21 protein-coding genes and 2 pseudogenes are annotated in these 14,865 nt (G+C 47.2%); 12 read left to right on the top strand and 11 right to left on the bottom strand.

From position 1 onward, the window contains the following. Positions 1-100 precede the first annotated feature (100 nt). From AAW31_RS23880 to AAW31_RS07120, 7 genes and pseudogenes are all read left to right on the top strand, one after another. A pseudogene (locus tag AAW31_RS23880) lies at positions 101-343 on the top strand (phage tail fiber protein); the annotation flags it as partial. 20 nt (positions 344-363) lie between these two features. Next, entirely contained in the window at positions 364-567 is a 204-nt protein-coding gene (locus tag AAW31_RS22665; protein ID WP_235264588.1) for a hypothetical protein, read from the top strand. Then, positions 506-703, top strand: coding sequence for a DUF6127 family protein (locus AAW31_RS19710; protein WP_235264521.1), 198 nt, complete (start codon positions 506-508; stop codon positions 701-703). The genes AAW31_RS22665 and AAW31_RS19710 overlap by 62 nt, the downstream gene beginning before the upstream one ends. Positions 704-705: 2 nt before the next feature. Then, complete coding sequence (locus tag AAW31_RS20510) at positions 706-816, top strand: glycosyl hydrolase 108 family protein (protein ID WP_144412871.1); 111 nt, start codon at positions 706-708, stop codon at positions 814-816. Between the two features lie 182 nt (positions 817-998). Continuing rightward, a complete protein-coding gene (locus AAW31_RS07110; protein ID WP_158441431.1) occupies positions 999-1,220 on the top strand; it encodes a putative peptidoglycan-binding domain-containing protein in 222 nt (73 codons plus the stop codon). Next, the gene (locus tag AAW31_RS07115; RefSeq protein ID WP_200899744.1) at positions 1,217-1,540 is read left to right on the top strand and encodes a 3TM-type holin; all 324 of its coding nucleotides are present in this window, start codon (positions 1,217-1,219) and stop codon (positions 1,538-1,540) included. The genes AAW31_RS07110 and AAW31_RS07115 overlap by 4 nt, the downstream gene beginning before the upstream one ends. 255 nt (positions 1,541-1,795) lie before the next feature. Continuing rightward, positions 1,796-2,005: pseudogene (locus AAW31_RS07120) on the top strand (transposase); the annotation flags it as partial. Positions 2,006-2,219: 214 nt separating this feature from the next. Here AAW31_RS07120 and AAW31_RS07125 read toward each other — a convergent pair. The 6 genes from AAW31_RS07125 to AAW31_RS07140 all read right to left on the bottom strand — a co-directional run bounded on the left by AAW31_RS07125 (position 2,220) and on the right by AAW31_RS07140 (position 5,182). Continuing rightward, entirely contained in the window at positions 2,220-3,497 is a 1,278-nt protein-coding gene (locus tag AAW31_RS07125; RefSeq protein WP_046849703.1) for an erythromycin esterase family protein, read from the bottom strand. Between the two features lie 30 nt (positions 3,498-3,527). Continuing rightward, positions 3,528-3,758 (bottom strand): phosphoribosyltransferase family protein, encoded by a 231-nt coding sequence (locus AAW31_RS19715; protein WP_082110365.1) that lies wholly within the window; start codon positions 3,756-3,758, stop codon positions 3,528-3,530. Positions 3,759-3,778: 20 nt separating this feature from the next. Next, complete coding sequence (locus AAW31_RS07135) at positions 3,779-3,961, bottom strand: hypothetical protein (protein ID WP_046849704.1); 183 nt, start codon at positions 3,959-3,961, stop codon at positions 3,779-3,781. A 3-nt stretch (positions 3,962-3,964) separates the two neighbouring features. Then, positions 3,965-4,120, bottom strand: a complete 156-nt coding sequence (locus AAW31_RS19720) for a phosphoribosyltransferase family protein (RefSeq protein ID WP_082110366.1) — start codon at positions 4,118-4,120, stop codon at positions 3,965-3,967. A 420-nt stretch (positions 4,121-4,540) separates the two neighbouring features. Then, positions 4,541-4,669: a PhnA domain-containing protein gene (locus AAW31_RS23530; protein ID WP_082110367.1), complete on the bottom strand. Its 129-nt coding sequence runs from the start codon at positions 4,667-4,669 to the stop codon at positions 4,541-4,543. Positions 4,670-4,756: 87 nt separating this feature from the next. Next, positions 4,757-5,182 carry a DUF2267 domain-containing protein gene (locus tag AAW31_RS07140; RefSeq protein WP_052752134.1) on the bottom strand — a complete coding sequence of 142 codons (426 nt, stop codon included), beginning with the start codon at positions 5,180-5,182 and terminating at the stop codon, positions 4,757-4,759. Between the two features lie 893 nt (positions 5,183-6,075). On the opposite strand from AAW31_RS07140, the gene AAW31_RS07150 reads away from it, so the two are divergent. Next, positions 6,076-6,267, top strand: a complete 192-nt coding sequence (locus AAW31_RS07150) for a hypothetical protein (protein WP_046849706.1) — start codon at positions 6,076-6,078, stop codon at positions 6,265-6,267. 25 nt (positions 6,268-6,292) lie between these two features. Here AAW31_RS07150 and AAW31_RS07155 read toward each other — a convergent pair whose 3' ends face one another. Together AAW31_RS07155 and AAW31_RS21870 are read right to left on the bottom strand one after the other, a co-directional pair. After that, the gene (locus AAW31_RS07155) at positions 6,293-6,880 is read right to left on the bottom strand and encodes a hypothetical protein (RefSeq protein WP_046849707.1); all 588 of its coding nucleotides are present in this window, start codon (positions 6,878-6,880) and stop codon (positions 6,293-6,295) included. Positions 6,881-7,541: 661 nt separating this feature from the next. Next, entirely contained in the window at positions 7,542-7,913 is a 372-nt protein-coding gene (locus AAW31_RS21870; RefSeq protein WP_187426928.1) for a hypothetical protein, read from the bottom strand. 99 nt (positions 7,914-8,012) lie between these two features. Here AAW31_RS21870 and AAW31_RS20515 point away from each other — a divergent pair, with 99 nt between their 5' ends. The 3 genes from AAW31_RS20515 (at position 8,013) to AAW31_RS07175 (ending at position 10,950) form a co-directional block, all read left to right on the top strand. Then, positions 8,013-8,717, top strand: coding sequence for an ISAzo13-like element transposase-related protein (locus tag AAW31_RS20515; protein WP_235264564.1), 705 nt, complete (start codon positions 8,013-8,015; stop codon positions 8,715-8,717). A gap of 653 nt (positions 8,718-9,370) precedes the next feature. Continuing rightward, positions 9,371-9,733 (top strand): MTH938/NDUFAF3 family protein, encoded by a 363-nt coding sequence (locus AAW31_RS07170; protein WP_046849708.1) that lies wholly within the window; start codon positions 9,371-9,373, stop codon positions 9,731-9,733. A 77-nt stretch (positions 9,734-9,810) separates the two neighbouring features. Beyond that, positions 9,811-10,950, top strand: a complete 1,140-nt coding sequence (locus tag AAW31_RS07175; protein WP_046849709.1) for a methyltransferase — start codon at positions 9,811-9,813, stop codon at positions 10,948-10,950. 24 nt (positions 10,951-10,974) lie between these two features. Here the strand turns inward: AAW31_RS07175 and AAW31_RS07180 are convergent, their stop codons facing one another. The 3 genes from AAW31_RS07180 to AAW31_RS07190 form a co-directional block, all read right to left on the bottom strand. Beyond that, positions 10,975-11,304, bottom strand: coding sequence for a nucleotide pyrophosphohydrolase (locus AAW31_RS07180; RefSeq protein WP_046849710.1), 330 nt, complete (start codon positions 11,302-11,304; stop codon positions 10,975-10,977). 22 nt (positions 11,305-11,326) lie between these two features. Beyond that, positions 11,327-12,562: a TIGR03862 family flavoprotein gene (locus AAW31_RS07185; RefSeq protein ID WP_046849711.1), complete on the bottom strand. Its 1,236-nt coding sequence runs from the start codon at positions 12,560-12,562 to the stop codon at positions 11,327-11,329. Between the two features lie 94 nt (positions 12,563-12,656). Next, complete coding sequence (locus tag AAW31_RS07190) at positions 12,657-14,396, bottom strand: HAL/PAL/TAL family ammonia-lyase (RefSeq protein ID WP_046849712.1); 1,740 nt, start codon at positions 14,394-14,396, stop codon at positions 12,657-12,659. Positions 14,397-14,503: 107 nt separating this feature from the next. Here AAW31_RS07190 and AAW31_RS20520 point away from each other — a divergent pair, with 107 nt between their 5' ends. Continuing rightward, positions 14,504-14,797: a DUF6398 domain-containing protein gene (locus AAW31_RS20520; RefSeq protein ID WP_144412872.1), complete on the top strand. Its 294-nt coding sequence runs from the start codon at positions 14,504-14,506 to the stop codon at positions 14,795-14,797. The last annotated feature ends 68 nt before the right edge of the window (positions 14,798-14,865 follow it).

Here is a 14,865-nt window from a genome sequence, read left to right on the forward strand (position 1 = left end):
AAGCAAGATGACCGCGTAGAGTTCTCGGGAGAAGTCATCAACTGCGGCAAATATGTATTACCTGGGTTGTGTAGGATAAGCCTTTAAGCGAGGGCAAGCGCCCAATGATGCTACCTGGGATGCGCCCCCTAACGGCAATGGCGAGTTCTCTAATGCATCATCAGCTATAGTTTTTGGTATGCCTAACGCAGATTGGGAGAATGTGATGGGCGCAGGGATCTATGACGCGTCTGCTGGTGGCACATTATTGGCAGGGGCCAATCTTGATACGGCCAGAAATACCGTGGCGGGCGATCCGGCACCGAATTTCCCGGCGGGCGCACTGAAATTCATTTTTGCGTAACACCGCATTAGCTTCTCATCATGTTTCATCCACCCCTACCCTGCTTTTGGCGGCCTTTTTATTTCTGGTGCATGCAAATGAATCTACCTACTCTACACAATGGCATGATCGGCATGCCACAAGATGAGTTCGAACAGTTGCTCGAGCAGGCTGCCACACGCGATGCCAAGCGCGTGTTGGCCATGTCGGCCTGGAAGGCAATACGCTGCCCACGACATCCGTGAGCTGCATGGCCTGCTCGATGTCTTCAATACCGCCAAGCGTACCGCTTGGCGGACGGTAATCAAGATCATCACCACAGGTTTTGTATTAGCGCTGATTGCAGGTGCACTTTTGAAAATCAAATTATATGGAGGGTAATAATGGTTGAATCCATCATCTATGACATCATTCGCCATGAAGGTAGCTTTATCCATCACCCGGCTAATCGTGGTGACCCTACCAAGTACGGCATCACGGCCCAAACATTTTGAAGATGGCGCCACCTCGGTCGGGTAGCGATAAAGAGATGAAGCGGTAGAGCATTCACTGAAGCTGAGGCGCGGGAAATTTATCACCATCGATACATTGTAGAGCCGGGTTTTGATGCAATCACGCATCCGGCGTAAGCCCTTCTGATTGATAGTACAGTGTGCATCCCCGGCCACAAAAGGCAGTGAGGCTGTTACAAGAAGCATTCGGTATAGCTACCGATGGGGTGATTGGGCCAAAGACCCGAGCTGCACTGGCAGTTACCGATCAAAGTAAACTCTACAGCAAAGTGCTCGCGGCACGTCTGCGAAACCTCGATCGATTAATAACCAATGACCCGGAGCAATCGGTCTCTGCCGCTGGCCGAATGAACCGAATGGCAGAGTTTGTGGAGGGTACAGTATGATTCCAATTCTAGCTACTCTAGCGCCAGGACTCATCAAAGCTGCCAGTCGTCTGCTCGACCGATTGACTCCCGATCCGGCTGAGCGAGAAAAGGCTAAACTCGCGCTGCTACAGGCCGAAGGGCAGCAAGCATTGCAGAAAATGCAGACGAGCTTGTTTGTCATTCTGGCTGAGGCCAATTCTGCTGATCCGTGGACGAGCCGAGTGCGCCCAACTTTTCTGTATATGATCCATTGTGTAATCTTGCTGTGTGTGGCTTGGGTCTATCCTTGGCATCTAGTGGCTGAAACATGTTTTCCAGGCGGCGGAGAATTTGAATAAGCTTTTGGAGGTCGTGCCGAAAAGCATGTGGTGACTGTTTGGGGCTGGGTATCTCAGGTACACTGGGGCGAGGAGTTTTGATAAGTAGCAAGGTCCGGCCAGATAGGCCTTGTAGCAATATAAAACATCTTCTCCCGATCTTATTGCTAAAAGGTAGTGAGATCAGGAAATTTTGTAGTTTAATGACGCTTCTACATGTTGGGCTTCGCTCATCTGATGGTACGCTACCCAAAGCTCGCTTTATTATTGCCGTTATTTAACAAACTCTTATTAGGTAAATGCTCAATCATTGAAACCGTCAATGACCAATTGAAGAATATCTCGCAAATCGAGCATTCCCGTCATCGCAGCGTATTTAACTTCTTTGTTAATCTGATAGCCGGATTGGTGGCTTATACCTTTCGCGAGAAGAAACCCTCGCTTAATATCAGACTCCCTCAAGCTCTTCCAGATGTGATAACGTAATCCTTATCTCGAACTCACGTTATGTAAAAATTAATAAGGCCTAGCCTCCGCTTGTTAAATTTTATTTGCTGAGATATATTCAATAATAATAAACTCATCCAATTGCTGTATTTTTATTAATCCGTAACCAGATAACATCTTTTCAAAAAGAGACACTCGCTCGAGTGCTTCCTTATCGTATCTAAGGAAATAAAAAGTAAGTGAGAAAAAGGACTTAAAAATTCCATGGATATAAGCCAGGTGTTTCTTTGAGATCGGGCCTCAAATGAAGCGGATGAAGTGCTGTTGTTCTGTCGATAAAAATGAAGGCATCATAGCGTTCAGGGATTAAAGAAGGGACATAATTGCCATACGCTTCGAATTCTGGATGATAGACTACTCCGATGGCTCGATGATCAATCCATTTCTGGGTTTCAGGATCTTCTTCCAAATCACTCGATAATATCAGTTTATCCTCAGGACTGATTTTATGCAGCTTTGTTTCCCAGCTATTCTTTCTTGCTTCTGGTACATTCATTATCTGCATGGGAGCGTTCCATGATCTGCCGGCGATAACGGAACCACTATAAGAGCCAAATCCGACGATGAAGGTATTGTTTCTGCCATAGTTTTCGCGAACCAGCTGTCCAACATTAAACATCCCATCTCTCTTCATATCAGTATAACGAGCATCGCCGACGTGGGTATTATGTTCCCATACAACTGATTTCGCATTATCATGACGCTTAGTAAGCCTATCGAGCGTTTCCACCATATGCTGGTCGCGCACATTCCAGGAATTCGCTCCTCCGCGTATCATAGCGCGGTAATATTTTTCGGCATTGACAGCGACCAGGGCATTCTGCTCCATATTGAATTCTGCTTCCGCATCGTTTTCAAAAAGCTCTGATTTTTCACGAAGCCGTCTTAGCATATTTACTACTTCGTCACGGCAATTATCGGACACTAATACCGTAGCACGTGCATATTCTTGCGGTTTTTCATAATAGCGCTCAAAGCATCGAAAAGCTTTCCGGGCCGCTTCTATTGCCACACCATCATGCTGCTCGAGATAATCGACTATGGTATTCAACGATTCCCATAGCGAATAGACATCCAGTCCATAGAAACCTATTTTATTTTTCTCCGGTTTGAGCTGGTTGTAGCCCTGCAGCCATTCTGCCAATGCCGCGATTTCCCAGTTGGCCCACATCCAAGTCGGCCAGCGACGAAATCCCATCAGCACATCTCTGATGGTTGTACCTGAATTTTCATATCCTTTAATGAAGCGATGTATTTTATAGCAGTCAGGCCAGTCACCCTCGGCGCCGATAAAGCGAAAATTTTTTTCTTCGATCAATCTTTTCGTTATCGCCGTGCGCCAGGTATAATATTCGTGTGTGCCGTGTGAAGCTTCACCGAGCAATACAAACTGAGCATCGCCGATAGCTTCAAATAAAGGGTCTAGGTGTCTGGAGTTACCCAGCGGATAGTACAGAAAAGGAGTCGCCATATTATTCTTTTTTCTCCTGCATTAGCTCTTTTACTTCCTCATCGTTAACTTCGTTGAAATCTTCATAAAACTGTCCAACACCAAAAAAACTAGCAGGAACAAGCAGGCATACAAAATCATCTGCAAGAGCACCAATTTTTCTGCGGTTTTAGGCGTTACGACTGGCGCAGCAACAATTATTTTTCCTGCCTTTTTCTGACGCATGATATTAATAGCAGTAATGATAGTATTACCGGTTACAATGCCATCGTCGACAATAATTACTGTTTTATTTTCAACCTCTAAGGGATTTCCGCTGTTTGTATATTCTTATAGCGCTCTCCCAGCTTTTGCCTGATTTTTTCCGTTTCGCTTTTCACATATTCCGGTGCAACGGGAATAGCCTCAACGATGATTGCACCCTGAAGACTTACAGCTCTGATAGCAAATTCCTTATCCAACGGGTAACCGATTTTCTTAATCATCAATCATTCCAAAGGCATATTCAGCTCTTCAGAAATGACGGCTGCAATTGGAACGCCACCTCTCGGTATAGCCATTACTATTCCATCTTCTCCCTTATACTTTGATAGTTTATCGGCCAGCAAAACTGCCGCTTCTTTTCTATTTGTTAACCGTTCCATTTTTAGAATAAGTTCTCATTAATTCTCCCTGAGCTACAATGTATCCATCCATCTCTTTATCGAGTTCTGATTTCGACATTTTTTAGCCGTTTGTTCACTTTTTTATCAAGCGCATACTCTCAAAAAGCCCTATAAGTTCCCGAGGGTGGACAAAATCCACCATAGCTTGTTTCCCTTCGCGAAGCTGCGCAATCGTACCGTAATCGTATATTCTGTCCTTCAGCAACATAACATGGCAAGTAAAAAAGCAGGTGTACCTGTTATCAGGCCTCCCCACCCAAGTTCTACTTCAATTTAGAGACCAGTTGGCTATACCGGACGCAGAAAAAAAGCAGTATTATCGTTTCTTGACGAATACCATCTTCATCAGCATCATCATTCTGCCTTCCATCTTACCCTCGATCTTCCCCGGATCATCGATCAGGCAGATGTTCTTGCCCCCGTACCTCTTTTGATCTCATCGGGAAACCCTTTGACTTTCAGATCCTTGATGACTACCAATGCATCTACGTCTTGTAGGATGCTCTCGTTGTTGTCCTTTGTTTTCATTAGTACTCTGACTTAATAGCTGTTCTTTCCCTCCAGAAAGTGGGGGCAAAGATAATAGAAAAGAAGGATCAGCGCGTACGCTTCAGGTCACTGCTGGTCTATAAGCTCACGGATCTCTTCATTAATTTCGCGCATGATGCTTTCATAATATTCAGGGGAGAGGCGTGCTTTCAACACGGTGGTTACCGCTTGGAGCCCCTTCAGAATATCGTTGCGGTCGAATTCACGCTTCTCCGACAGCTTATTATGAATGAAATTGATAAACGCCTCCTTGCCTCTTACGGTTTGGGGCAGTTGAGAGAGATTGAGCTGGTCATAATAGATGCCCCGGATGATCACAGGCAGGGCCTGACCCAGACTTACTGCATCAGCCGGCTGGAGTCGATCGCGGAGGGCATGCAGCACCACTTGGGTAATCCTGGCTGCCTTGTCCCTGGAAAAACCCGTCAGTTCAGCCACTTCATTGATAAATATATTGCCTTCACCGGCATACTGTTCAAAATTAAAGCCCATCGTATTCTCCTATCTTAAAGATCATTCTGCAAAGAGCAACTCAATGTCCTTTCCATATTTAGCCAGGGCAACGCGAAGATTTTTTTCATGGTCCGGCTCACCTGATCATCAGGGTACTTATAAAAAAATCCGCCGGCCGGCTTAAAAAGACCAACTGTGGCATGCCGGAAGATAGAACAGCACATAGCACTTTTTTCACAACTGCCGCGAACGGCGGCAGGGAACAACAAAATGCCGGCCCTGCATGGGCATGACGAAGATCAGGAATGTAGTTAACCTATATTGTCTGACAACAGACAGCGCTGTAGTTCCTTGGCATCGTAAACCACCACATGCTTAAAACCTCAAAAGTTAGCCTATGCAACTGTCAAGATTAAAACCGGACATCAATCATGAAAATGAGATTCAAGCCAGCCATGCTGCTTCATCTGAGCACCGCAGTATGGTAGACAGCTGCTATGAAGCCTGATCCCCATTATCTGAAGATAGAGGAAAGCGCAATCGCAATACTGATCTGAAAAAGCCGAGCTACGATTCAGATAGGCTTGAACGAATCAAGAACCTGCGCAGGTGTTCTGGGTGGCGCCCGAGAGGACAAGCCGAGATAATCAAGAATTTGGTGATCGCAGCTTTCTTCAGGATGGTGATGATTTCGAAGGGCCACCGCAATGCGGACAATGCTCAATGTCGATATCGAACACTTGCATAAGCATTGATCACACGCACCCAGCTGATGCGCACACAAAACCATGGAAGATAACACATCGTCATTCCTATTCAAGCTTGGCATTCGGCGCATGTATATGATGAAAAACGGATCAGGTTGAGCCTTAGTCGAGGAACCAGTGCAGCCAATCATTGCATGAATTCCAGCGACAATATTACGATATGGGTTGTATCATCCCGGCACGCACCGGTTAAATCTGACGCATGTGCGTTTACTTGTGCGCAAAGCAAGTTATGCCGATAAAGTCATTCAAGGCTTAGCCAAAGGCGATATTCGGAATGTGTTGTCAGGCATGCTGTTGTCAATGTTAGAGGCGGAAAAGTTGAGCTTGTGCTCGCGGAGAATGGTGTTGGGGTAACACCGGCTTATTTACTTTGATAGAATTACCGAACGGGAAAGAACCGTTTAAATACCCAGTGTGATGGCAAATACACCAAAAACACAAATGCAAACAGAAGCAGCACCAAATACCAAAAAGGCGATATCCAATCTTGCCGCTGCGCCGGGCCATATACCCAATTGATATTTTCCGAAGGATCTGTCACTAAATAAGTAACCGGCACTACAATCACCGCGAGGGCAATCTGCGCTGGCAATGCACGACGGTCATAACCGTAACGCAAAAGCATCAACAGCAATATGGGTGGTAGAAACAGGTGAAAAGTGCCGGAAAGGATGCGGATGTGCCAATCTGTCTCCGAATTGAACATATAAGCAGCAATCTGAGTTAAGTTACCGCCTGCAATAAAATCCATTACCCACATAAGTTCAAGCAACAATACCCCGACCGCCATGGTGCTTGCGAGAAACCGACTCTCCAACCACAGTGCTGGTACCATTACAATCAACGCTATATCAGAAAACCATAAGAAGTTAGCAGGCCCCAGATCATGCCAGTATACAGGCACAATAATGAGAACCATCAGACTGTAAGTCCACTTGAGCCATAGGGGGATGCGTGTTTTATTCATCAAACAACTCCCAAGAAAATAAAAATATAAAAAAACGAAAACCACAGTATATGGCTGTGTTAAGTGTTGTGCTTTCCATGAGATAGAAGTATTTTCTCAAGTCAGTGTGTATAAGAAAAATAAATACCTTTTTAATAAAAATTGAATGTAGCGGGGAACGGTTTGATCGTCAACTGACCAGAAAGTCATCCGAAATCGGCAAAATTTGTGGTCGATCTGCAGCAAAAAGTTGTTAGTAATCGGTACAGGCAGGGCCAATCTGCCGTTAATTGGACAAATAATATCCGATTTGCCTGCGAATTATGAGTTCGCTCATACCATTGCTTCATCTTTCTGCTTAATTGGCTTCAAATGTAATCCCAACACCGACCCTCGATTCCGTTGGCGCACAACTTCACTCAAGGTCGTTAGATCAAAAAACACCTTTCGCCAACAACTTGACTAACTGATCTGCTCAGCTGGGAACAGCTGTCCCTAAATCGCATCGATCTTAATTATAGCCATGGTGACTTTGGCTTTATCTAAGGTGATTTCCGAAAGAGGCTATTCTCATTGAGGTAGAATTGGGTTCCCCCTTGTTTAAACACTGAGCTTGACTATGCTGTCCGTCTCCGCCCCGACTGTTGTGCCCCTGAGTACTTCCCAGATCGAAGACCTGGGACTAGCCAGTTCGAGAATGCTCGGACCGGAACGCTGGTCCTTTCAGGCAGCGATGACGTTGAAATATTGCCGGGGTAATCCCCCCAGGCGGAGCGGGTGTTTGGCTGGGATCGCGACACGGTCGAACTCGGGCTGAATGAACAGCGCACGGGCGTGATTTGCCTGGGGGCGCAAGCAGCGTACTGCGGAAACCGCCTCTGGGAGGAGAAGCACCCAGATGTGGCGCAGGCCCTCTGGGCATTGGCGGAATCGCACTGTCAGCAAGACCCGACTTTCCGTACGGCGCTATCGTATACCCGGCTGACCGTGGCGGCGGCGTTGGATCGATTACGCGCCCAAGGTTTTCCGGAGGATTGCCTACATCGCCCAGCACGATGGCGGAGGTGCTGAACCGGAATGGCTACCGCCTACGCAAGGTGGTCAAGGCCAAACCCCAAAAAAACTCCCGGAAACGGATGCCATCTTTGCCAATATCGCGGACAAGGACGGGAAACCCATAGCGGACCCAGAGTGTGTGGAAATTGGGCAGGTCATGCGCCTGAGCATTGACAGCAAGGCCACTGTGAAGATCGGGGAATACTCACGGGGTGGGAAAACGCGCGGTGACACCCAAGCCGCCGATCACGATATGGGCTGCCAGGAAAAGCAGGTTCCGTTTGGGATCGTGGAAGAGGATAGTGGGCAGTTGCATCTGACGTTTGGAAGCTCCTTCAAGACCAGTGACTTCATCGTGGATGGCTTGGAGGACTGGTGGCAGGCTATCCCCAGGGAAAAGCAGGCCGTGATGACACACGTCCAACTCAAAGTGGACAATGGCCCGAAAAGCAGCGGGGTGCGTACCCAGTTCCTCAAGCGCATGGTGGAGTTCACCGATACGACCGGCAAAATCATCCAACTGCTGTACTATCCGCCATACCACAGCAAGTATCATCCCATCGAACGATGTTGGGGAATTTTGGAACAGCATTGGAATGGAGCCCAACTGGTGGATACCGCAACCATGCTGGCATGGGCGAAAAGCATGACCTGGAAAGGTAGCCACCCAGTGGTAAAATTGAGCCGTAGGCTCTACCAGAAAGGCGTTTCTCTATCCAGGAAAGCCATGCGGGAAATCGAAGCCAGATGGGAGCGCAACCCGCTTTTGCCTAGATGGGACATTCTGATTCGGCCTGCTTGATGGGGATGTTTACTCTCGGAAATCGCCTTATGGATTCAACTGAGGGAAATAGGTTAAAAATCTCACAAATTAGCTTAGTTTTTCCCTCTTTGCTCCATTATTCTCCCCATCCTTGGTCATCATGCAAATATGGAATCCACAAGCTTGTATTTTTTGACGGTAGAAAACAATGCATTACGCGTGGACTAATCAAGTGGTTGATTTGCAGCATTGGTAGGCGAAGGAAACTGTTTCGATATAGCGTTTAGGGAATCCAGTCCATGTAACATTTCCAATGACAGTACCCAGTCAGATCAACCGGCTGGTTTGAGTTGGTATCGCTACTCACCAATGCCTTTAACGTGCCAGAAAGAGAAAACCAAGCTTCAGCTCCAAGGCCGCCATTCGTGCGCGCGACAGATCGAACCCCGACTGTCGAAAATCATCTCCATTAGTGTGCTATATTAAAAGCAGTAATTATTTAGTATCTCGTCGAGCCGAGCCTCTCCGCTCGCTTGAGAGGAGGCAACAGTGCAGTGCTGGCGAGATACAAAAGGCTCGAAGACTATGGAAACGAATGCTGGATCCGGACATCACCTATGATCGAAACGTGTAGCAATATCGTTGCACAACGCCGCCCATAGAATAACGGAGCATCCCTCAGGAGCACCCTCATGAATCCTAGAATTGACGGTACCAAATTTGGCTCCATCACTATTGATAGGGCTGATATCGAGCACGATGTTCTCATCAGGCTTTCAGGTGAGATCAAGAAGAGAAAGAAAAAATTATCCAAGGCAGTGTTCGGCACATCTCATATCATCTCGCTCGAAGAAGCTGAGCACATATTCGAGAAGGGAGCTGAACGGCTTATCATTGGCTCAGGCCACGATGGCAATGTAACGCTCTCTAAAGAGGCATCAGAGTATTTCCAGAAAGAGAGAGTCAGAGTTGATCTCTTCCCCACTCCCGAGGCCATTCACCAGTGGAACAAGGCTAAAGGCCACACCATCGGACTTTTCCATGTTACTTGCTGATCTCTGTATTTCGCCATGCACTTATATGACTATTGCTTCACCGCTCCTACCCAGTCGCGACTAATTCGTCTATCACCATGAGCGGTTATTCTGCCATTAGCTGGAAGGAAGCTGGTATTGAACGATCAGCTCGCTGGTATTCAGAAAAAGGAATGCCTGCGCCCAGGCTTGTGCGGATGATCGATGACCGCATGACTGCAGATGCGGCTTACCGCTTGGTCTGCGAAGGAACAGCACTACTGTGGAAGGGAGACTTCCAAAACGCTCGCCAATTACTGCAGGCATTGGCAAGGCGAATAGATAAAAAGCGGCTCGCACACAAAACAACCTCGTCACCTACCGAACTATTCCATCAGTACCGCCAGGCTCAATCCCAACGTGCCCGCATTTTGGGCAGCCTACTGATTCCTTTCAATGCAGATCACAGCATTCCTTTACGCCGCGCGCCCGATGTACGCTTGCAGTGTCTTGAAGCATATGGTCCGCGGACAGAAGCTTATATCGCATCACTTTGTGAATTACAGGGATTGATCGGGGCCTTTGAGTGGCGTAAAAAGGGTATAGCGTTGCCAGCATTAGGTGGCCGTATTCACCCGCATTACGGTGTATTCGCACCCATCCGAAGCGAGTATGTGGATTTGGTTATGAAGACTCCTCTACCCAGGCAAGTCACGGCACAGTCTGTTGCGTTCGATATCGGCACTGGAACAGGCATACTGGCCGCCGTGCTGGCGCGCCGAGGCTTTCAGCACATCGTTGCGACCGATCTGGATGCACGTGCCATTAACTGCGCGCACGAGAATTTCACCCACCTGGGTATAGCAACCCAAGTTGATCTGGTGCAAACCAACCTCTTTCCAGAAGGACAAGCCTCGCTGATCGTGTGCAATCCACCATGGATTCCCGCGCGGCCCAGCTCATCGCTTGAGCATGCGATATTCGACCCGGGTAGTCGAATGTTGTGGGGGTTTTTACATGGACTCAGCCTGCATCTCGCATCTGAAGGCGAGGGCTGGCTGATCCTTTCTGATTTTGCCGAACACCTTGGGTTGCGCACTCGTGCTGAATTACTTGCTGCTATTGACGCGGCGGGCCTTAGGGTTCTGAGTAAATCAGATGTCAAGCCATACCATAAACGTGTCGCGGATACCAGTGATCCGCTGCACGCTGCTCGTGCAGCAGAACTCACCTCATTATGGCGGTTAGCAGCAAAATGACCATTGAGCTGGAACGCACAACGTCTATAAATCCGTGTATTTTTTTGCGACCCCTTTGGATTTGCCAACAGGGTACTTCAGTGCGTTCTTTTCTATCTTCTCCAGCATAATTTGTTTAACATTAAAATCGTATTTTTCAGCCAGTAGAAAAGCAAACGCCAAAACATCGGCAAGCTCTTCCTTCACTTTGTCGATACCGGCTTGCTCAGAAGGTTTCCAAAGAAATGCCTCCAGAAGCTCGCCAGCCTCAATATTCAGCGCCAAGGCAAGATCTTTCGGGTTATGAAATTGCGCCCAATCCCGTTCATCACGAAACTCAACTAATGCTTGGATAATTTCTTCAATGTCATTCACTAGAGGCAGGTCTCAAATTTGACTAATGAAAGTTTTTTCCAGTTTGCAACCAGGTTAAAGCGCCCAATCCTGCTGCACGGCCACTGGCCAAAGCAGCGGTGAGCAAATAACCACCGGTTGGAGCTTCCCAGTCAAGCATTTCTCCTGCGCAAAACACACCCGACATAGTTTTTAACATTAATTGAGCATCCAGCGATTCAAAACAAACTCCGCCTGCGGTACTAATCGCTTCATCTATCGGGCGGGTAGCCATTAATTTCATCGGCACAGCCTTAATTGCAGCAGCCAGTAGCTCTGGATTAGCAAACTCTGTAGCAGACAAATATTCTCGTAACAGTCCTGCTTTCGCTCCCTCAATCCCAATCCGACTACGCAAATGATTAGCCATAGACTTGGAGCCGCGCGGTTTTGCTAATTCTTTAATCAAACGGGGCAAGCCCTTGTCAGGGGCAAGATCAAGATAAACAGTCACTGAGCCACAAGCATTAATCGTGTCACGTAACGGCGCGGATAAAGCATAAATTAAACTACCTTCTACACCAGTAGCGGTGATCATTAATTCTCCCAGTTTTTGATAACTTTTCCCGGTAGTATCCGTAAAAGATAGTGTCACCGATTTCAACGGTTGCGCGGCAAAACGACCACGAAAATACTCACTCCACAGTATATCAAAACCGCAATTGGCAGGCTGTAACGGAGCGATCACCACACCTTGTTCCGCCAATAATGACACCCATGCTCCGTCAGAGCCTAATTTTGCCCAACTACCCCCGCCTAATGCTAAAACCACAGCATCAGCATGAACTGATTTTTCACCGTCAGACGTTGAAAACTTCAATGCATGATTTGCCTCCCAACCGCACCAACGGTGGCGGGTATGAAAAGTTACACCAGCAGATCGCAAACGGCGTAACCAGGCTCTTAATAGAGGAGCAGCTTTCATTTCTAGCGGAAATACGCGTCGGGATGAACCCATAAAAGTTTCAATACCCAAATCACGAGCCCAGTCCCTTACCATTTGTGGCGTAAAATGATGCAGTAACGATTCTATCTCTGGCTGTCTACTGCCGTAACGCAAAACAAAGTCGTTAAAAGGTTCAGCATGAGTCAGATTCAAACCACCTATTCCTGCCAATAAAAATTTGCGCCCGACCGAAGGCATTGCATCATAAAGGTGAACTTCTAAGCCTGCTTGACTTAAAACCTCCGCAGCCATTAACCCCGCGGGGCCGCCACCGACAATGATAATTGTAGACATGGTAGTTAAGACAGAAAAAATGAATTAAATTGCAAATCATCCTCTATCACTGCTTGATAAAGGGTGTCATCCACAAATTCATTGGTAGATCCCTTCATGACCTTTCATGGCTATCACAAAGGGATTCAGCCACTGCCTGTGGAATCCGCCCTCCAACTGCAATATCAGCAGCAATACGTTGTATGTGTTCATCAAGCGACTGCTCATTGTCATTTCTAATGTATGGCTTCTCTGAGGATGGCGGTCGTTCAACTACTTTACGTACTGCTTCATAAAGGGCTAATGAGGCTGGCGCAAGGCAGGAACGGGCATCATAGTGCCCAGCGACAATGTAAGTGCGTAAATCAACGGCTTGGATACCAAACATTAATGCAATAGCCATATACTGCTGGAAAGCCTCGATGGATTGGCGAGCGAGATGGGCTGAACCATGGCCGAGACTACTGATGTTTTGATTAAATTGCTCGGCATGGGTTGGAAATCTATCGATAAGTGGATGACCATAAAACGTCAGTAAAGGCATGATCGAGTTACCACTGATCTGTAAGCCCTTAAGTCCCATATTAACCGTACGTTGAGTATTGCCGATCAGGCAAGGAGGCAAGCCATTACTAAATTCAGGCGTAACGAGCAAGGCAATCTGAACGTCGAGATGCTTTGCCATCAATCCTAAATAGTAACGCAACTGGTCCATCGCTACGCCAATATATTGCCCCAGAAAATTGCCACCATGATAGTCCATGCCCTTATCCGGATCAATTAGGGGGTTATCACTTGCGGAGTTTATTTCGGTGGTGACCTGTTGGGCAATATTGTCCATTCCCTCCACAAGTGGTCCCATATACTGAGGCAGACAACGGACCGAATAGCGGTCCTGGACTAGTTCGCCAATTCTATATTCAAGGCGCCCCTCCAATTCATCGCGAATCAACTTCGACCCTTTCAATAATTCAAGCATGGAGTTAGCTACCCACCTTTGACCGGGGTGAGGCTTATGAGTATGAATAAATGGATGAAACGGTTGATTGGATCCGTTTAAGCCCTGGATGAAAAGCGCGTGGGTACCCATGGTCATCTTCAGCAATAGCTGGGCATCGTACACGCATTGAGCAGCAATACCAGTCATCACACAGGTACCGTTGATCATAGCTAACCCTTCTTTGGGAAGCAGATTTAGGCGTGGCAGACCAAGCCTCTTGAGTGCTGATATAGAATCGATTTCTTCCCCAGCAAAATCGACAACAAAACTTTCATCCAATCCGATCAGCGCACCAGTGATGCTGGCAAGTGGAGCAAGGTCGCCGCTCACGCCAATAGAGCCAAACTCGCGCAGATGGGGAGTGACATTCGTATTTAAAAATCTCACCATCCGCTGCACCAACTCAAGCCGTAAACCAGAGAAACCGAGCATATGATTATTAGCACGAATCAGCATGGCAGCACGAACATCACTTCTGGGTAATCGCCTGCCCGCCTCTGACTTCATGAACCAGATCAAGTTTTGTTGCAGATCGCTGGCATCTTCAGGCGAGACATGGGTATGGGCCATTCCCCCAAAGCCGGTTGTCACACCGTAGATCGGCTTACAGGTTTTTGATACAACCCCATTAATAGGTTGACAAGCATTGGTAGCGTTCACGATGTAATCATGTGAGGCATTGATGCGCCGCAGAACTTCCTCATCGTCAGTTAATTGCACTTTTGTGTTGCAGCGCGCAACCCGTACGACATCATTTATATTTAACGCATTGCCTCGTATGGTAACTGTGTCGTCCCACTGAGATTTCGGTGCCGATAACGTGCTTAAGAAGTCCCTGACAGTTTTTTTCTCCATATCTCCCTCCAGTATCAACGTGGTAGATTAGCGCACAAATATCATAAACATCCTTTCCTATCAAATCGAAAGGTACTGATATATCAGATATACTGGTAAATACTCTGATGAATGATCAAATTATCATATATTCATTTAAACGAAGAGATCTTTGTCGGCACGTGGAAACCAAGCTTTGCCGCAAGCGCCCGTCACCGATCGCACCGGTAAAACTGATACGTGGGTCTATAGTATTTGCTTACTCGGTCGGTCTGATCAGCTTTTTGTTCGACAAGAGTAAAACGCCGGACATGCGGCCGGATAAGCTATGCCAGTACTTTGACCTTAGCCCAAAAACAGGTTTAGTGAAATCGACGGCTATCCTGGCGTTGTTTAAGTGCGGGCACACTGATCCAGATTGAGCACTTCCAAGCCGATTAGCAGACCATCCACTGACTCGGCTAATTTAGGTTAATGCTATAAACCTAGC

This window comes from Nitrosomonas communis (genome assembly GCF_001007935.1).
Classification (GTDB): domain Bacteria; phylum Pseudomonadota; class Gammaproteobacteria; order Burkholderiales; family Nitrosomonadaceae; genus Nitrosomonas; species Nitrosomonas communis.